Source organism: Microbacterium sp. GXS0129, assembly GCF_044769785.1.
GTDB lineage: Bacteria > Actinomycetota > Actinomycetes > Actinomycetales > Microbacteriaceae > Microbacterium > Microbacterium nymphoidis.
The window spans coordinates 1-17,952 of the sequence record NZ_JBIZVZ010000005.1; the positions used below are offsets into that span (position 1 = coordinate 1).

The 17,952-nt window shown below is 68.7% G+C and carries 18 protein-coding genes; 8 read left to right on the forward strand and 10 right to left on the reverse strand.

From position 1 onward, the window contains the following. Positions 1-352: 352 nt before the first annotated feature. The 4 genes from ACIQJ5_RS14310 to ACIQJ5_RS14325 all read right to left on the reverse strand — a co-directional run bounded on the left by ACIQJ5_RS14310 (position 353) and on the right by ACIQJ5_RS14325 (position 4,821). The gene (locus ACIQJ5_RS14310) at positions 353-715 is read right to left on the reverse strand and encodes a hypothetical protein (RefSeq protein ID WP_402844903.1); all 363 of its coding nucleotides are present in this window, start codon (positions 713-715) and stop codon (positions 353-355) included. A gap of 19 nt (positions 716-734) precedes the next feature. Further along, entirely contained in the window at positions 735-1,472 is a 738-nt protein-coding gene (locus ACIQJ5_RS14315) for an SURF1 family cytochrome oxidase biogenesis protein (protein ID WP_402845276.1), read from the reverse strand. Between the two features lie 94 nt (positions 1,473-1,566). Further along, on the reverse strand, positions 1,567-2,685 hold the full coding sequence (locus ACIQJ5_RS14320; RefSeq protein ID WP_231092881.1) for a GuaB3 family IMP dehydrogenase-related protein: 1,119 nt from the start codon (positions 2,683-2,685) through the stop codon (positions 1,567-1,569). Positions 2,686-2,724: 39 nt separating this feature from the next. Continuing rightward, positions 2,725-4,821, reverse strand: coding sequence for an ATP-binding cassette domain-containing protein (locus ACIQJ5_RS14325; RefSeq protein ID WP_402844905.1), 2,097 nt, complete (start codon positions 4,819-4,821; stop codon positions 2,725-2,727). A gap of 124 nt (positions 4,822-4,945) precedes the next feature. Between ACIQJ5_RS14325 and ACIQJ5_RS14330 the strand changes: the two genes are divergently transcribed. Next, entirely contained in the window at positions 4,946-6,250 is a 1,305-nt protein-coding gene (locus tag ACIQJ5_RS14330; RefSeq protein ID WP_402844907.1) for a sensor histidine kinase, read from the forward strand. Next, the gene (locus tag ACIQJ5_RS14335; RefSeq protein WP_231092868.1) at positions 6,231-6,878 is read left to right on the forward strand and encodes a response regulator transcription factor; all 648 of its coding nucleotides are present in this window, start codon (positions 6,231-6,233) and stop codon (positions 6,876-6,878) included. Before ACIQJ5_RS14330 ends, ACIQJ5_RS14335 begins: the two co-directional genes overlap by 20 nt. A 6-nt stretch (positions 6,879-6,884) precedes the next feature. Here the strand turns inward: ACIQJ5_RS14335 and ACIQJ5_RS14340 are convergent, their stop codons facing one another. The 3 genes from ACIQJ5_RS14340 to ACIQJ5_RS14350 form a co-directional block, all read right to left on the reverse strand. Next, a complete protein-coding gene (locus ACIQJ5_RS14340; RefSeq protein ID WP_402844910.1) occupies positions 6,885-7,163 on the reverse strand; it encodes a DUF2277 domain-containing protein in 279 nt (92 codons plus the stop codon). Between the two features lie 106 nt (positions 7,164-7,269). Beyond that, positions 7,270-8,973, reverse strand: coding sequence for an ABC-F family ATP-binding cassette domain-containing protein (locus tag ACIQJ5_RS14345; protein WP_231092866.1), 1,704 nt, complete (start codon positions 8,971-8,973; stop codon positions 7,270-7,272). A 74-nt stretch (positions 8,974-9,047) separates the two neighbouring features. Next, entirely contained in the window at positions 9,048-9,431 is a 384-nt protein-coding gene (locus ACIQJ5_RS14350) for a hypothetical protein (RefSeq protein WP_402844912.1), read from the reverse strand. A gap of 147 nt (positions 9,432-9,578) precedes the next feature. On the opposite strand from ACIQJ5_RS14350, the gene ACIQJ5_RS14355 reads away from it, so the two are divergent. From ACIQJ5_RS14355 to ACIQJ5_RS14375, 5 genes are read left to right on the forward strand one after another with little or no spacing between them, the layout of a single operon-like run. Then, a complete protein-coding gene (locus ACIQJ5_RS14355) occupies positions 9,579-10,616 on the forward strand; it encodes an iron-siderophore ABC transporter substrate-binding protein (protein ID WP_402844914.1) in 1,038 nt (345 codons plus the stop codon). Positions 10,617-10,635: 19 nt separating this feature from the next. Continuing rightward, complete coding sequence (locus tag ACIQJ5_RS14360) at positions 10,636-11,679, forward strand: FecCD family ABC transporter permease (RefSeq protein WP_372459819.1); 1,044 nt, start codon at positions 10,636-10,638, stop codon at positions 11,677-11,679. Between the two features lie 5 nt (positions 11,680-11,684). After that, a complete protein-coding gene (locus ACIQJ5_RS14365) occupies positions 11,685-12,743 on the forward strand; it encodes a FecCD family ABC transporter permease (protein ID WP_402845278.1) in 1,059 nt (352 codons plus the stop codon). After that, on the forward strand, positions 12,740-13,540 hold the full coding sequence (locus ACIQJ5_RS14370) for an ABC transporter ATP-binding protein (protein WP_231092863.1): 801 nt from the start codon (positions 12,740-12,742) through the stop codon (positions 13,538-13,540). Before ACIQJ5_RS14365 ends, ACIQJ5_RS14370 begins: the two co-directional genes overlap by 4 nt. Next, the gene (locus ACIQJ5_RS14375) at positions 13,530-14,462 is read left to right on the forward strand and encodes a siderophore-interacting protein (RefSeq protein WP_402844916.1); all 933 of its coding nucleotides are present in this window, start codon (positions 13,530-13,532) and stop codon (positions 14,460-14,462) included. The genes ACIQJ5_RS14370 and ACIQJ5_RS14375 overlap by 11 nt, the downstream gene beginning before the upstream one ends. Positions 14,463-14,531: 69 nt before the next feature. On the opposite strand, the gene ACIQJ5_RS14380 is transcribed toward ACIQJ5_RS14375, so the two are convergent. Beyond that, complete coding sequence (locus ACIQJ5_RS14380; protein WP_231092861.1) at positions 14,532-15,752, reverse strand: ATP-binding protein; 1,221 nt, start codon at positions 15,750-15,752, stop codon at positions 14,532-14,534. Positions 15,753-15,891: 139 nt separating this feature from the next. Here ACIQJ5_RS14380 and ACIQJ5_RS14385 point away from each other — a divergent pair, with 139 nt between their 5' ends. Then, positions 15,892-16,083, forward strand: a complete 192-nt coding sequence (locus tag ACIQJ5_RS14385; RefSeq protein WP_402844918.1) for a hypothetical protein — start codon at positions 15,892-15,894, stop codon at positions 16,081-16,083. Positions 16,084-16,102: 19 nt separating this feature from the next. Here the strand turns inward: ACIQJ5_RS14385 and ACIQJ5_RS14390 are convergent, their stop codons facing one another. Together ACIQJ5_RS14390 and ACIQJ5_RS14395 are read right to left on the reverse strand one after the other, a co-directional pair. Continuing rightward, complete coding sequence (locus ACIQJ5_RS14390) at positions 16,103-17,029, reverse strand: carbohydrate ABC transporter permease (protein WP_402844920.1); 927 nt, start codon at positions 17,027-17,029, stop codon at positions 16,103-16,105. Next, positions 17,019-17,942, reverse strand: coding sequence for a carbohydrate ABC transporter permease (locus ACIQJ5_RS14395; protein WP_231092858.1), 924 nt, complete (start codon positions 17,940-17,942; stop codon positions 17,019-17,021). The genes ACIQJ5_RS14390 and ACIQJ5_RS14395 overlap by 11 nt, the downstream gene beginning before the upstream one ends. Positions 17,943-17,952: the final 10 nt, after the last annotated feature.

Genomic DNA, 17,952 nt, shown 5'->3' on the forward strand with positions numbered 1-17,952 from the left:
TGCACGCTGTTGAGTTCTCAAGGATCGGATGCTCCCACACACCACCCACACGGGGCTTAGCTGCGGGGCAACTTCTCTAGCCTAGACCGGCCGAAACCAGACTGTCAAACCCGACACGCCGACGCTCCGAAGAACACCAACACGCGACCAGACAACCCGACAACCAGGAACCAGGCAACCACCCCACGACAACACCAACCCGAAGGCAACATCATCATGAAGGGGGATCGTCCACCAGCTTGAGGGGAGCCGGACCCGGAGGCCCTCCGCTCTACCCTGTGGGGCGAACAAGAACTAACCTACGCGGAACCGAACAACCCGGCAAATCGGCACCACCGGCGGGCGTGTCGCCTCAGCCGGCGATCTCCGCGCCCGCCGCATCCTTCAGCGTCACCCGGTAGGACTCCCAGTTGTCCACGTTGCCCGTCTCCGCGACCACCTCCACGGTGGCACCGCCGGCCGAGGTCAGCGTGCACGTCATGGTCCCGAGCTGATCCGCCGGCTTCACATCCCAGTCGCCGCAGTCCGCACTCCACTGCTCGGTGCTTCCGGTCACCGTGACGTACTCGTTCGAGACACTCTTCTCGAAAACGTCGCGGCTGATGTCCGCGGGTTCGCCGCCGCCACCGAGCACCTGCGGGGCCGGGGCGCACCCCGCCAGCAGAGCCGCGAGGAACAGCGCGGGGAGAACCCTTCGACCGTGACGCGTTCCCATGCTTCCCCTCCGGCCGCGACTACGCCGCGGCGTTCGCCTCTTCGATGGCTTCGACTTCCTTCTCCCATGCATCCTTGCCCAGGCGGTACCAGAGGTAGAAGGCGAAACAGGCGAAGACGACCCACTCGGCGGCGTAGAACAGGTTGAGCCAGTTGATGGGCGACGAGGACTCGGGAGCCGGGGACACGATCGGTTCCAGATCACCGAAGGGCTCGGCGGAGGTCAGGTACTGCCGGTAGACATCGATGCCGTCCGCGTCATGCCAGAGGTTCAGCAGGGCCGCGGTGGACATCCGGCTCATCTCGGTGATGGCCTGACTGCGCGACGGAGCCATGGCGCCCTCGTCGGAGATGAGACGCCCGGTCAGTTCGACGTTCTGGGGCGGAGCGGCGTTGAGGGCCACAGCGGCTGCATCTGCCACACTCCGATCGGGCGTGAAGCCGACCGCGACGGCAAGGGAGGTGGGCGTACTCGCATCGGCGACACGGAACTGCCCCGCCACCCAGAAACCGGGCTCACCGGAGTCATAGCGACCGGAGACGACGAAGAAGTCCTCCGCGGCGAAGGATCCCGTGACGGAGACCCGCTGGCCGACCAGCGGCTCGGGCAGGTACTCGCCCGGCTTCACCACGTCGGCGATGGGCTCCACCTGCTCGGTGGCGCCCTCCGGGATCGGATCCGTATCGATCGCCCGCGCCAGCTGCCACTGCCCGAGCCAGGCGAACACACCGGCCACCACGAGGCAGAGCGCGAGCATCCCGAGCCAGCGCGCACGCAGCAGCACCTCCCGCAACGTGGGCGGGAAGATCGTGACGGGGGTGTCGGACACAGGGACCTGCGCTACGAGCGATTCAGCCGGCGGCGTACGGCGCGACGACGACCTCGACCCGCTGGAACTCCTTGAGGTCGGAGTATCCGGTGGTGGCCATCGACTTCTTCAGCGCGCCGATGAGGTTCGCGGTGCCGTCGGAGACGGACGAGGGACCGTAGAGGATCTCCTGCAGAGGCGCCACCTGACCGACCGAGGCGCGACGGCCGCGCGGCAGCTGCGGGTGGTGCGATTCCGGACCCCAGTGGAAACCCTGCCCCGGCGCCTCCTCCGCACGGGCGAGCGCGACGCCCAGCATGACGGCGTCGGCGCCCATGGCGATGGCCTTCACGATGTCACCGGACGTGCCCACGCCGCCGTCGGCGATCACGTGCACGTAACGTCCGCCCGATTCGTCGAGGTAGTCGCGGCGGGCTGCGGCCACATCGGAGATGGCGGTGGCCATCGGGGCGTGGACACCGAGCGTCGCGCGCGTGGTGCTGGTCGCTCCGCCGCCGAAGCCGACGAGCACACCGGCCGCGCCGGTGCGCATCAGGTGCAGCGCGGGTGTGTAGGTGGAGACACCGCCGACGATCACGGGAACGTCGAGGTCGTTGATGAACTTCTTGAGGTTCAGCGGCTCGGCCACGCTCGAGACGTGCTCGGCGGATACCGTCGTGCCGCGGATGACGAAGAGGTCAACGCCCGCGCGGGCGACGGTGTCGTAGAACTCCTGCGTGCGCTGCGGAGTGAGAGAGCCTGCGACGGTCACCCCGGCGGCACGGATCTGCGCGATGCGGTCGCGGATCAGCTCGGCCTTGATCGGCTCCGCGTACAGCTCCTGCATCCGGCGCGTGGCTTCGGCGTCGGGCAGGCCGGCGATCTCGTCGAGGTGCTGCTGCGGGTTCTCGTAGCGAGTCCAGAGCCCTTCGAGGTCGAGCACACCCAGACCGCCGAGCTGACCCAGCTGGATCGCCGTCTCGGGGCTCACCACGGAGTCCATCGGCGCTGCCATCACGGGGATGTCGAAGTGGTAGGCATCGATCGACCATGCGGTCGACACGTCCTCGGGGTTGCGGGTGCGCCGGGACGGCACCACCGCGATGTCGTCGAACGTGTAGGCACGGCGCGCGCGCTTGCCTCGGCCGATCTCGATCTCCATGGTCACCCGTTCAGCCTACCCGGGTCGCCTGAGAGCCGATCACTCCGCAGCGAGGGCGGACATCACGCTCATCCGGCGGCCCGCCAACGCCGGGATCATGGTAGCCGCCACGATGAGGTCGAGCGCGGACCCGCCGATGATCACGATCGGCGCGGGCGCGAGGCGGATGCCGGACGCGTCGACGACGGTGGCGATGAGAACGACGGACAGCACGATCACGGCCATGGCCAGCAGAACGGAGGTGACGACGAGGATCACCGCTTCGCAGACGGCCACGCGCAGCAGCGTTCCGGGCGCCGCCCCGGCCGCGGTGAGCAACGCGCGTTCGCGCTGGCGGTCGCTGCCGGTGGTGTAGACGGCTCCCGCAGCGCCCACGATCGCCACGAGCAGAGGCGCGCCGAAGAGGAGGACGAGCTGGGAGGGGTCGATGGAGAAATCGCCCCACGAGTTCGACGGTGCCACCGCGAGGGTCATGCCAGCGGCGTACAGTCCGCCGACCATCGCGATCGCCGCCATGACCGGACCGATCGCCGCGGTGGACGCACTCGCCCGCGCCGCGGCGCTGTTGCGCGCCAGGTACCAGGCCGTGAATCGTGCGGGGACCACCGCGGTCCACGCTCGGAGCACACCCGCATAGACGAGCGGTCCGCCCACCGCGAGCGCAGCCGCGAACAGCACGGGAAGGAGGGGCGCGATGCCCGTGATGCTCTGGTGCCCCTCGCCTCGCATGCTGAGCGGAAGCGCGACCGTGCCGGCGACGGCCAGCGCACAGGCGGCTGCACGCACCCAGCGCCCCCAGCCCGTGGACACCGGCTCGGGCTCGCGCAGGATGCGCACCGGCGAGGTCCGGGAGGCGCTGCGAGCGCCCCGGAGACCCGCCAGCACGATGACGGCGACGCTGGTCACGACCGCCCAGGCGAGCGACGACAGCCGGATCGCAGGCTGCGGCAGCCCTTCGCTCATGCTCGCCAGGCCGTAGTCGTACAGGGGCACGTACATGCTCAACCCGAGCAGCCCGCCTGCCACCGCACCCACGAGGGCGGTGAGCATCACCTGCATGACGCTCACCACGAACACCTGGCCGGGCAGGATACCGACGATCTGCCAGAGCGCGAGCGAGCGACGACGCAGGTTCATCACCAGCACCGACGCGGAACTTGCGACGATCAGGACGACGATTCCTGTGAAGATCAGGATGGTGCCGGACAGGCTGGAGAACAGCTGATCCAGATCACCCTCGACCGGACGTGGCTGCGCGGCGAGCCCGAACGCGAAGGTGAGAGCGGCGCCGACCGCGGCGCTCACCGCAGCCAGGCCGAGCCACAGCCGGAACCCGCGGGCGAGATCGGCGACGATCAGCCGGATCACCGCTGCGCACCAACGGACGCCGCGTGAGCGTGGACCGCAGCGAACACGTCCGCCGGTGTCGGAGAGTGAAGCTGCCCGTGGATCGCCCCGTCGCGCAGCACGATCACGCGGTCCGCACGAGCGGCGGCGTCCAGGTCGTGCGTGACGAGGATGACCGCGCTGCCGGAGCGCGCCGCCTCGCTCAGCAGGCCGAGGACGGCGGCACCCGTGGGCACCATCGAGCGCCCCGGTGGGCTCATCGGCGAACACGATACGCGGACGCGCCGCAAGCACACGAGCGATGGCCACGCGCTGCTGCTGCCCTCCCGAGAGCTCGCCCGGGCGGTGGGAGCCCCGGTCCTCCAAGCCGACCGCTGCCAGCGCTGCGGTGACATCCGCCGAGTGCACACGGCGTCCGGACAGCCGAGCCGGCAATGCGACGTTCTGGCGTGCCGACAGCGAAGGGATGAGGTTGAACGACTGGAAGACGAAGCCCACATCACGACGGCGCAGCCGGGCCAGGCGCCCTCGCGAGAGCCTCGCGGGATCCTCGCCGAGCAGCAGCACCTGACCGCGGGTCGGCGGCTCGAGGCCGGCGAGACAGTAGAGGAGCGTGGACTTCCCCGATCCGCTGGGCCCGACGATCGCAACGAACTCACCCGGGTCCACCGTCAGGTCGACGCCGGTGAGGACCACGGTCTCGGCGCCGCCGCGGCGAGCAGGCGCGTAGGACTTCACGAGATCGCGGGCGACGACGACAGGGGCCGGAGCGGGCGCAGCAGAAGACATTGCTCCACTTCATCGCTGGAACGCATCACGCGACAGCGGGCGGGGTCGCCATCGGAGGTAGAGCTGGCTCCACTCTTTCGCCCCGTGCGGATGGGAGGCCCGCCCCCTTCCCTATCGTGGAGTGATGAGCGCAACCGTCTGGGACGAGCTGCGGCGGCCGCCGCACCGGTTCCTGTTCGGCGCGATGCCGTGGCGCTCGCTCGGATACCTCGTGTTCAGCGTGGTGTGGGCGCTGTTCTGGCTCCTCCTGTTGGTGACGACGCTTCTCCTGATCCCACTGTGGGCTCTGGTGGTGGGAACGATCGAGCGACGACGGACACGCTGGCTGGGCTTTCCTCCCCAGCAGTCCCCGCATGTGCGGGTCCCGCGCTCGGAGCGGCGGCACTGGCTCAGCATCTGGCTGCTGGAGCCCGCCACCTGGCGAGAGGTGGGGGCGTTGTTCTCGAACCTCGTCTTCGGCCTTCTCGCTCTTCTCCTCGTGGGCACCGAGATCACCATCCTGGTGTTGTGCGTCACCTTCGTCTGGCTCTCCCTCACCGAGACCGGGCGAGTGGTGACGCTGTGGGGTGACGTGAGCTGGGCTCTCACTCCCGAGAAGACACCGATTCTCGTGATCGCGTTCATCGCGACACTGGTGGTGGGCGCCTACGCCAACGCCGTGCTCGCCGGCGCGCAGGCGTCGCTGCTGCGCCTGCTCTGTGCCCCTCGCGATGCCGAGCTGCAGGCACGCGTCGAGCAGCTCACAGCGGCGCGCGCCACGCTGGTGCGCGCGCTGGATGAGGAACGACGGCGCATCGAACGCGACCTCCACGACGGCGTGCAGCAGGAACTGGTGGCCCTGGGTGCGCGGCTGGCGATCATCGAGCTCGAGGCAGACGCTCTCGTCACGGCTGGTGCCGGACCTGTCGATCCGGACGGTTCCGCCCTGCTGCACGCCGTCGGCACGGCTCGGGGTGCCGCCGATGCCGCCCTGGATTCGCTGCGTCGCACCGTCCGCGGGCTGCATCCGGCGGTGCTGAGTGATCGGGGACTGGCGGCTGCACTGCAGGAGCTCGGTGGACGCGCCCCCGTGCCCCTGCACCTGGACGTCGATGTGCCCCGGTTGCCCGCCCCCGCCGAGACCGCCGCGTACTACCTGGTCACCGAGGCCCTGAGCAATGCTGCGAAGCACTCTGCGGCATCCCTCGTCACCGTGGATGCCCGCGTGGAGCTCGAGGAGCTGGTGGTGACGGTGTTCGACGACGGCGGCGGCGCGGTGAGCGAAGGGCGGGGGACGGGCGTCGCGGGACTGCGTGAGCGGGCCGCGAGTCTGGGTGGCACGCTGACGGTGTCGACGACGAGCGGGCGCCGGTCCGGAGTGCTGCTGTCCATGCGCGTCCCGGTGCCCGGATACGCAGAGAGGAGCCGGGATGCGAATCCTGCTGGCTGAGGACTCGGCTCTGATGCGTGAGGCCCTGATCGCGCTACTGGAGCGACTGGGCCATCAGATCGTCGGGCGCGCCGCCTCGGCACCGGAGCTCCTCACCACCTTCGACGCGCTGGATCCCGCCCCGGATCTGGTGATCACCGACGTGCGGATGCCGCCCGATCTCACCGACGACGGGCTGCGGGCGGCGATCGAGCTGCGTCGACAGGTGCCGGAGCAGCCAGTCCTGGTGCTGTCGCAGTACATCGCGGAGAGCTACGCCCAGGATCTGCTCACGCTGCCCGGTGGTGCGCTCGGCTACCTGCTCAAGGACCGCATCGCCCATGTGCGCGATTTCGAACGGGCGCTCTCCGGCATCGTCGCCGGCGGGACGGTGATCGATCCCGAGGTGGTCCGCACACTCCTCGCCCGGTCAGCGCCGGGTCCGCTGGAGGGCCTCACACCGCGGGAGCGCCAGGTGCTGGCGCTCATGGCCGACGGGATGTCCAACTCCGACATCGCCACGGCGCTCGTGCTCTCCGACGCGGCAGTCAGCAAACACGTCGGCAACATCTTCCTGAAACTCGGCCTGTCGCCGGTGGAGGAGAACCGCCGGGTCCGGGCGGTGCTGGCCTACCTGCAGGCGCGCTGAGCGCCGTCAGGCGGTCTGGTACCGGCCCGATGCGACGGCACGCGCGCGCGCCTTCGCCGCTTCCTCCTCGCGGTTCTTCGGCGGCGCACTGGTGACCAGATCGTCCAGCAGATGCTGCGTGATGTGCGCGATCTCGGCGACAGCATGATCGAACGCCTCCTGGTTGGCACGGGACGGCTTCGTCGTTCCGGCGATCTTGCGCACATACTGCAGCGCGGCGGCGTGCACCTCCTCCGAGGAGGCGGCGGGCTCGAAGTTGTGAAGGGTGTGGATGTTGCGGCACATGCCCGGCACGATACGCGCGACTGCCGACGCTGACCAGAGGTGTGGCTTCATCGTGCGCACCGGGCTCCCGACGCCGCGGCGAAGGAGCCAGGCGCACGATGAACGGTCAGCGCGCCCGCACCACGCGCGCCTCATCCCACACCGGCGTCTCGGTCTCGTAGACCGATCCGTCCGAGCCGAACACCAGGAAGCGATCGAAGCCGCGGGCGAACCAGCGATCGTGCGTCACCGCGAGGACGGTTCCGTCGAAACGGCGGAGGGCGTCTTCCAGCTCCTCCGCCGAGACCAGATCGAGGTTGTCGGTCGGCTCGTCCAGCAGCAGGAGCGTGGCACCGCTCAGCTCCAGGAGCAGGATCTGGAACCGCGCCTGCTGGCCGCCCGAGAGCCGGTCGAAGTGCTGCTCGGCCTGCAGCACCAGCCCGTATCGGTCCAGCGCGGCGCTGGCAGCCTCCCGCGGCATGCCCTCACGGTCGTCCTCGCCGCGATGCAGGATCTCCAGCAGCGTGCGCCCCGTCCACTCCGGGTGGGCGTGCGTCTGCGCGAACCATCCCGGAACCACACGAGCGCCGAGGATCGCGCGGCCGGTGTGGTCGACGGGAGCCGCCTTCTGCCCCGCTGTGGTGATGTGCCCGAGCGTGCCGTCGGGGTCGGTGCCGCCGCGTGCCAGCAGTCGCAGGAAGTGGCTCTTGCCCGACCCGTTGGAGCCGAGCACGCCCACGCGGTCGCCGAACCAGATCTCCGTGTCGAACGCCTTCATGAGCCCGGTGAGCTCCAGATCCGACGCAATGACCGAACGCTTGCCCGTGCGGGCACCCCGCAGACGCATGTCGAGGTTCTGATCACGCGGCCGCTCCTGCGGTGGGCCGGCGTCCAGGAATCGCGCGAGGCGTGTCTGGGCCGCGTGGTAGCGGGAGGCCATGTCGGCGTTGTTCGCCGCCTGGACCTTCAGCGTCGCGACCAGCTTCTTGAGCTTCTCGTGCTGCTCGTCCCAGCGTCTGCGCAGTTCGTCGAGCCGGTCCATTCGCGCCTCACGCGCCTCGTGATACGTGGCGAACGATCCGCCATGGACCCACACCGAGGCGCCCGACGGACTGACCTCCAGCGTGGCGATGCGATCCGCCGCGCGGGCCAGCAGCTCGCGGTCGTGCGAGACCAGCAGCACGGTCTTGCGCGTCTCGCGCAGCTGCTCCTCCAGCCAGCGCTTGCCGGGCACATCAAGGTAGTTGTCGGGCTCGTCGAGCAGGAGGACTTCGTCCGGACCAGCCAGCAGCGCCTCCAGCGCGAGACGCTTCTGCTCCCCGCCGGAGAGCGTGGCGAGTTCCCGGTACTGGGCCCGTTCGAACGGCAGCCCCATCGCCGCCATCGTGACACGATCCCACACCGTCTCGTACTCGTAGCCGCCGGCATCGGCGTACTCCGCGATGGCGGTGGCATAGCGCATCTGCGTGTCGGTGGTGTCGTGCTCGATGAGCGCCAGCTCCGCGGCGATGAGGGCCTGCGCCGTGGCGCGGATGGCGGCGGGGGCGACGTCGACGAGCAGCGTGTGCACTGTCGGGGAACTGGCCGGATCCGCCTCCCGCGAGTGCCCGATGAACTGATCCATCACCCCCAGCCCGCCGGCCATGGTGACGGCGCCCGAATCGGGCTTCTGCTCGCCGCGGATGATGCGCAGCAGGGTCGACTTGCCGGCGCCATTCTCGCCGATGAGCGCGGTCGTGGTCCCTTCGCCCACGCGGAAGGTGACCTCGTCGAGCAGCGGACGTCCATCCGGCAGCGTGAGCGAGACGGCATTGATATCGATGTAACCCACGGGAAACCCTTCTGCCCGTGTACCGAGCCTTCCAGGCTATGCGATACCCGGGCGTGTCGCCTAATGCGGGAGGGTCACCCCGGGGCGGAGCACGAGAGGGTGGAGCCGTTGTCGAGAGTGTGCACACCGGGGCCGTATTCCGCGCACGCGGACAGGAGCGGGATCGCCACACCGAACACGAGGAACGCAATCAGCCCGATCCACACCAGCGTGATGACGGCGCCGAGCGCGATGGCCACCACCGCGGGGACGTTGCCGACACCACGTCGCCGGGACAGCACAGCACCGACGATGCCCATCACCAGGCCAGCAGGGGCAACCGTCACGCTCAGCACCAGTGCGATGATGCCGAGGATCGTGCCGGAATCGGTCGTGGTCTGGGGAGCGACCGGCTGGGGCGAGGTTGCCGGTGTCTCGAACGCGAGCCCCCCGGGGAGGGAGTCGTCCCGGTGGGTCATGCGCACCTCCGAACCACGTGAATCCCGCCGCCCAGTATGTCGCATCGTGACCGGAGGACGCTCGCCGGAGCGCGGCAGGCATGCTAATTTAGGCAAGCCTCACCTACATCATATGAAGGCATCCCTCCCACCTCGAAGGAACCAACCGTGCGCCTGTCACGTCTACTCGGCCTCACCGTCACTGCAGCGCTGCTCACCGCCAGTCTCGCGGCCTGCTCCACGTCCACCGCCGCCCCGTCCGAGGAATCACCGGCCGCCGGTACCGCGAGCGCGGACACCTTCCCGGTCACCATCGACCACGTGTACGGCACCACCACGATCGAGAAGAAGCCCGAACGCGTGGCGACGGTCGCGTGGGGCAACGCCGAGGTGCCGCTCGCGCTCGGCGTCGTGCCCGTGGGGATGGCCAAGGTGACCTGGGGTGACGACGACAAGGACGGCGTGCTGCCCTGGGTGGAGGACAAGCTGACCGAGCTCGGTGCCGAGACCCCGGCGCTGTGGGACGAGACCGACGGAATCGACTTCGAGGCCGTGGCGGACACGCAGCCCGACGTCATCCTTGCCGCGTACTCCGGCCTGACCCAGGAGGACTACGACACCCTGTCGAAGATCGCGCCCGTGGTGGCCTACCCCGACGTGGCCTGGGGCACCTCTTACCAGGACATGATCCGTCTCGACTCGAAGGCGCTGGGGCTGGCCGCCGAGGGCGACGCCCTGATCGCCGACCTCGAGCAGCAGGTGCAGACCTCACTCGATGCCCACCCCGCGCTGCGCGACAAGAAGGTCCTCTTCAGCTACATCGACGCCGCCGACATGAGCCAGGTCGGCTACTACACGAAGGCCGACACCCGCCCCGGATTCCTCGCGGATCTGGGTCTTCCCGTGCCCGGCATCGTGGAGGAGTCCGCGGACAGCGACCAGTTCTACCTCACCGTCAGCTCCGAGCAGGCGCAGAAGTTCGACGACGTGGATCTCTTCGTGACCTACGGCGCCGCCGGATCCGACTTCGTCACGCAGCTGCAGGCCGATCCCCTCATCGGCAAGATCCCCGCGGTGGCTGCCGGCGCGGTCGCCGTGCTGGAGAGCGACACCCCCCTCGCGGCGTCGGCGAACCCCTCCCCGCTGTCGATCCCGTGGGGCATCGACGACTACTTCACGCTGCTCGCGGACGCGCTGAAGAAGTAATCCGGGAGTCTGCGCTCTCGTGACCTCCACCCTGATGCCACCCGCATCGGTCGCCGACGTGCTCCGGCGACCGATGCGGGTGCGCCTGCTCGCATTCGGCGCCGGCATTGTGCTGCTGGCCCTGCTGTGCGTGGCATCGGTGGCCTTCGGCGCGGCCGAGGTCACACTCAATGACATCGCCGGCGCGCTCTCGGGCCAGTCGGACACCCTCGCCCAGGCGGCGGTCATCAAGCGCATGCCTCGCACGGTGCTGGCGATCCTGGTGGGCGCCGCCCTCGCGATCTCCGGAACCGGGATGCAAGCGGTCACGCGGAACCCGGTGGCCGATCCCGGAATCCTCGGTGTCACCAGCGGTGCAGCCCTGGCGGTCGTCTGCGGCATCGCGTTCGCCGGCACGACCGATCCGGTCGCCTCCATCGTGCTGGCCGTCATCGGCGCCGCCCTCGCTGCGACGTTCGTCTACGTGGTCGGCTCACTCGGTCGCGGCGGCGCGACCCCGCTCAAGCTTGCCCTCGCCGGAGCCGCGACCACCGCCGCACTCACCTCTCTGGTGAGCGCCATCCTGCTACCGCGCGTGGACATCCTGCAGTCGGTGCAGTCCTGGCAGATCGGCGGGGTCGGCGGCGCCACGTGGGATCGCATCGCGATCCTGGCCCCGGTGCTCCTCGTGGGCGCGCTCATCTGCGTGGTCAGCTCGCGCGGCATGAACTCGCTCGCCCTCGGCGACGATCTGGCCACCGGTCTCGGCGTGCGCGTCGCCCGGACCCGGCTCATCACCACCGTCGGCGCGGTCATCCTGGCGGGCGCGGCCACCGCCATCGCCGGACCGATCGCCTTCGTCGGCCTGGTCGTTCCCCATGTCTGCCGCATGCTCGTGGGCACCGATCATCGCTGGCTCGTCCCGTTCTCCGCCCTCACCGGTGCGTGCCTGCTCGTCGCGGGCGATGTGCTCGGCCGAGTAATCGCCCGCCCCGACGAGATCCAGGTGGGAGTGGTCACCGCGGTGATCGGAGCGCCGTTCTTCATCTGGATCGTGCGTCGTCAGAAGGTGCGTGAACTGTGAGCGTCATGCAGACCCCGCCCCGTACCTCGTCTGCGGCGACGGCACGGGCCGCGATCATCGCGGGCCGCCGGTCGCGCAACCGACGGCGCATCGTGGTGATCGGCATCCTCGCGCTCGCGCTCGTCGCAGCCGTGGCCGCGAGCCTGATGATCGGGCAGACCTTCTACTCCCCCTCCCAGGTGATCCGGGTGATCCTCGGCGAGACCGTGCCGGGCGCGTCCTTCACCGTGGGCGAGCTGCGCCTTCCCCGTACGGTGACCGCGGTTCTCGCCGGGACCGCATTCGGCCTCGCCGGCGCCACGTTCCAGACGATGCTGCGCAACCCTCTCGCCTCACCGGACATCATCGGCATCTCCTCCGGCGCGAGTGCAGCCGCAGTGATCGCCATCGTGCTGCTGGGTATGAGCGACACCGGCGTCTCGCTGTTCGCCCTGGGCGGTGCCCTGCTCACCGCTCTGGCGATCTATCTGCTGTCCCACCGCGGCGGTTTCTCCGGAACCCGACTGATCCTCATCGGGATCGGCCTGGCGGCGATGCTCAACGCGGTGGTCTCCTTCGTGCTCTCCCGCGCCGCGTCGTGGGACATCCAGACGGCGATGCAGTGGCTGACCGGAAGCCTCAACGGCGCCTCGTGGGAGCGTGTCGTCCCGCTTCTGATCGCATGGGTGGTCCTGGCGCCGACGATGCTGGCCACCGGACGCTCGCTGCGCATCCTGCAACTCGGCGACGACTCGGCGGCCGGCCTCGGCGTGCGGGTGCAGCCGACACGCATCGTGCTGATCCTCGGGGCGGTGGCGCTGCTCGCCTTCGCGACCGCCGCCGTCGGCCCCGTCGCGTTCGTCGCGTTCATGGCGGGTCCCATCGCGGCCCGGCTGGTGCCCGCCGGAGGCTCTCCGCTGCTGCCCAGTGCCCTGGTGGGCGCGGTCCTCGTGATCGTCGCCGATCTGATCGGGCAGTTCGCCTTCGGCACGCGCTACCCCGTCGGCGTGGTGACCGGAGTGCTCGGCGCGCCGTATCTGATCCTGCTCCTCATCCGCACCAACCGCGCCGGAGGCTCCCTGTGACCGTCTCTCACTCGCTGTCCGCAGACGCACTCACCCTCTCCTATGGCGACCGCACGATCGTCGACGCCCTGGATCTGCAGATCGCCCCGGGACGGGTGACCTCGATCGTGGGCGCCAACGGCTGCGGGAAGTCGACCCTGCTGCGCGCGCTGTCCCGGCTGCTCTCCCCCGTCAGCGGACAGGTGGTGCTCGACGGCGCGGCCCTTCACACGCGTTCCACGCGCGAAGTGGCGCGCGTGCTGGGCCTGTTGCCGCAGAGCCCCACCGCCCCCGAGGGGATCGCCGTGGCCGACCTGGTGGGCCGTGGCCGACACCCCCACCAGCGAGCGCTGGCCCGGTGGAGCGCGCACGACTACGACGTGGTGGCCGACGCTCTGGAGGCGACGGGCACCACGGACCTGGCGGATCGGTCGGTGGACGAGCTCTCCGGCGGTCAGCGCCAACGTGTCTGGATCGCGATGGCGCTGGCACAGGAGACCGACATCCTGCTGCTCGACGAGCCGACCACCTATCTCGACGTGGCGCACCAGGTGGAGGTGCTGGACTTGCTGACCGATCTGTCGGTCGAACGGGGAACCACCATCGTCATGGTGCTGCACGACCTCAACCTTGCGGCGCGCTACTCGGACGAGCTCGTCGCCATCCGAGACGGGCGCGTCCACGCCGCCGGCGCCCCCGCCGACATCCTCACCTCCGAACTCGTCGAGGACGTGTTCGGGCTGCCCAATCAGATCACCATCGACCCCGTCTCGGGCAAGCCGATGGTCACGCCCATCGGGAGGCACCATGTCCGTTGAGACCACCACCGAGGCGACGCCCTTCGTCGTGATCCGGGCCGAGGTGCGCGCGGTGCAGCGCGTCTCGCCGAACTTCGTCCGCGTGACGTTCGGCGGCGCGGCCCTCGACGACTTCGCCACCCCCGGCGCGGTGTTCGACCTGCGCATCAAGCTGATCTTCCCGCCGGCGTCGGGCGTGCTGCCCGAGCTGGATGGGCGAGACGGCTGGTATCAGGCGTGGCTGGCCGTCGATGAGGCCGAGCGCGGCTCCATGCGGACGTACTCGATCCGTGATCTGCGGGTGACCGATGCCGGCACGGAGATGGACGTGGACTTCGTCCTGCACCTCGCTCCCGGCCTCACCGGCCCGGCGTCATCCTGGGCGAACCAGGCCTCACCGGGCGATGAGCTGATCATCGCGGGTCCGCGGCGCGGTCACGACTGGGGCGGCATCGAGTACGCACCCGGTGACGCGACATCGGTCCTGCTGGCCGGCGACGAGACCGCGGCTCCGGCGATCGCGCGCGTCCTGGAGGACGCCCCCGCGGACCTCCGCGGCATCGCGTTCATCGAGGTGCCCGACCCGGCCGATGCCCTGCCGATCGCCGCGCCGGATGGCGTGCAGGTGTGCTGGCTCCCGCGCGGCGATGCTCCGCACGGCACACTCCTGCTGCCCACGGTGCTCGGCCACCTCGGCGCCGCGCCCACCGCGGAGGTGACCGACGTAGAGACCGAGAACCCGGTGTGGGAGACTCCCACCTTCTCCGGACTCGGTGAGGAGCTCGATACGTCCGCTCCGCATGCCGACCGCTACTTCTGGATCGCGGGCGAGAGCGGCGTGGTCACCACTCTGCGTCGTCATCTCGTCAAGGACGTCGGCATCGACCGCGCACAGGTGGCTTTCATGGGCTACTGGCGCCGCGGTGTGGCGATGAAGGGCTGAGAGCCCGCACCGACGCTCAGCGTGGCCGCAGCTGCGAGCCGGCTCTGCTTCGCCGGGCAGCGCGTCATCTCATCGACTCTTCTTGCGACGCTTCTCAACGTCGGGTACCACCAGTTTCGGCACCGCGCGCAACATGAACTTGTCGAAGTCGGGAACAGTAAACGCGGCGTAGCCATGCTCCGGGGTGTAGAGAAGCCCCATGTTGATGAGTTCCGCCCTCGTCGGGCCGAGTTGGGTGGATTCCCGCCCCATAACCCTGGCCACATCGGCAGCCTTTTGAGCTTCCGGACCAAGCTCTGCCATCGCTCGCATGTACGCCGTCTGCAACGGAGTGGCGCGATCGAGGCGAACTCTGAAGAACGAGCTGTCTAGTTTCGCCTCGTAGGCCTCCCGCGCGGCCTCCACGTCACGACGAAGGATCGGCGATCCCTCGGAGATTGCCCATACCTGAGACCCCAGCTCTTGGATGAAGTATGGATATCCCCGCGTGATCTGCAGGGCGAGCCGCACCGCGTCGTCCTCGTAGGACACGCCCTCCGCGAGCGCCGGCTCGACAAGGGCTTTCCGGGCATCCGCTTCTCTGAGCGAGTCGATCTTGGGAAACTGGAACAAACGCTCGGCATATGACTTTGCGTCTCCCGCGAGCTCCGCGATCTGCGGCAGACCTGCGCCGACGAACGTCACCGGCAGCTTCCGCTGCACCGTCTTGTGAATCGCTTGAATGAGCGCTTCGAGTTGAGGACTCGTGAGGAACTGGACCTCATCGACGAGAATCGCAACACCTCGTTGCTGCTCGCGCGCGAACTCGCCCACGGCGACCAGGACATCCGTGAGGTCCATCGCCAGATCGCCATGGTCCGCGGCGCCCTCAGCTGCCTCGACATCCCAGGAGAGCGACCATGTTCCCTGGTGGTCAACCGCGACGGCGAAGGCGGTGATCACGGACGCGGCACGGCGCGCGCGATCCGTCCACCGGGCACGCGGCGACAGGCGCAGGACCGCAGCCTTCAGCAACCCCGCCAGGTTCTGCCGGAATCGGGTGTCGTCGTGCTTGCTCGCCTCGATCTCCAGAACTTCCCAGCGCTCAGCCTCCGCGATCTCGCGGAACTCGTTGAGCAGTACAGTCTTACCCACGCCGCGCAATCCGGTGATGATCAGCGACTGGTTGGTCTTGCCACGAGCGAGGCGTTTCAGAAGAGCGGTGAAGGCGTCCCGCTGCTCGTCTCTGCCAGCGATCGTCTCCGGGGAAGCACCGGCGTTCGGGGTGTACGGGTTGCTGACGCTGTCCATGTCGACCTCTTACTCGGTGAGTTTATGACAGTATCAGAGCTTTATTAGCTTTCAATAAAGTTATCTAAGGTGGGAAAACTCCACACGGGTCAGGACCACCGCAAGCCTCCTCCGCACCGTCAGGGCGCAGACTGTGTGCATGGGAATGTTCACGCAGAAGCCGGAGGAGCCCGCCGAGTGGGCGGGGCTGCCCTCCGAGCCGGTCCGCCGCGACGACACCGACCTGGAGCCCGCGGTCGGCACCGAGCTGCTGCTCGACGGGACCGCGAGCTCCATCGGCATCGAGTTGTCCGCCTACACGGTGGAGGTCGAGGCGGGCGACGCCGAGTAGGCCGCCGCCCGCCGGGGCCTCACTTGAGGCCCGTGGTGGCGACGCCGCGAACCAGGTACTTCTGACCAAAGAGGAATGCCAGGAAGACCGGCAGGATCGAGATGATCGACATCGCGAACAGCGGCCCCCACGAGCTCTGGCCCTGTGAGTCGATGAAGGCCCGCAGCGCGGGCTGCACCGTGTAGGCCTCCGGCGAGGTCAGGTAGATGACCTGGCTGAAGAAGTCGTTCCACGTCCAGATGAACGTGAAGATCGCCGTGGTCGCCAGCGCCGGTGTCATGAGCGGCAGGATGATCTGCGAGAACGTGCGGAAGTGTCCGCAGCCGTCGATGCGCGCCGCCTCATCCAGCTCTCGGGGCAGGCTTCGGATGAACTGGATCATCAGGAAGATGAAGAAGCCGTCCGTCGCGAAGAACTTCGGCACGATGAGCGGCAGCACCGTGTTCACCCAGCCGACCGAGTTGAACATGATGTACTGCGGCACGATGATCACCTGCAACGGCAGCATGATGGTCAGCAGCATGAGGCCGAACATCCACTTGCTGCCGCGGAAGGTGAGCCGCGCGAAGGCGTAGGCGGCCAACGAGCACGACACCAGGTTTCCGACGATGGCGCCGAGCACCACCAGCGCGGAGTTCAGCAAATACCGCCCGAACGGCTGCGAGAGCGCATCCCACCCGAGGGTGTAGTTCTCCAGGGTCATGCCTTCCAGCGATAGCCCGGGAGTGAACACGTCCTCGCTCGGGCGGAAGGAGGCGACGAGCATCCACACAAGCGGGTACAGCATGAGCAGGGCGAGCAGGGCCAGGCCCACGTGCTTGAGGACGGAGCGCACGCGTCCGGCAGGGGATGCGCTTGCGCGAGGACGCCGCGCCGCAGGGCGGCCGGTGATGATCGCCTCGGTGACCGAGGAGTCAGCGGTCGTGTCGACGAGATCAGTCCTCATAGAACACCCACCATTTCGAGAGCCAGAAGTTGAGCGCGGTCACGGCCGCAATGATGATCAGCAGCAGCCACGCCATTGCCGAGGCGTACCCCATCTGGAAGCCCGGGAAGGCCTTCTGGTACAGGTACAGGGTGAAGAAGAGCGTCGCGTCGGACGGTCCTCCGGTGCCGTTGGAGACGACGAACGCCTGGGTGAACGTCTGGAACGCACCGATCACCTGGAGCACGAGGTTGAAGAAGATGATCGGTGACAGCAGCGGGAGGGTGATCGAGAGGAATCGGCGCACGGGACCCGCGCCGTCCACCTGCGCCGCCTCGTAGTACATCCGCGGGATGTTTCGCAGGCCTGCGAGGAAGATCACCAGCGGCGACCCGAAAGTCCACACGTGCAGCAGGATCAGCGTGCCGAGCGCCGTGTCCGGATCCGCGATCCAGCTCGCTCCCTCGACCCCGAACATCGCCAGCACCTGGTTGACGAGTCCGTCGGCGCCGAACATCTGGCGCCACAGCACGGCGATGGCCACCGACGAGCCGAGCATCGACGGCAGGTAGAAGGCGGAGCGGTAGAAGGACATCCCCCGCATGCCGCGATCCAGCAGCATCGCCAGGCCCAGCGCCACCACCAGCTGGAACGGCACGGCCACCACCACGTAGGTGACGGTGACACCGAGCGCGTGCTGCAGCCGCTCGTCGGTGAGCATCTTCTCGTAGTTCTGAGTGCCGATCCAGGTCGGCGGCTGGAGCAGGTTGTACTTCGTGAAGGACAGGAAGAACGACGCGACGACCGGGCCGAGGGTGAAGGCGAGCATGCCGATCATCCAGGGCGCGAGGAAGCCGTAGGCGGCGAGGGATTCCCGGATCCCCTTCCGCCCGCGCGGGCGGCTGGGGATCCGGGTGAGGGTCGGAGCGGTCACGGTGCGTCTC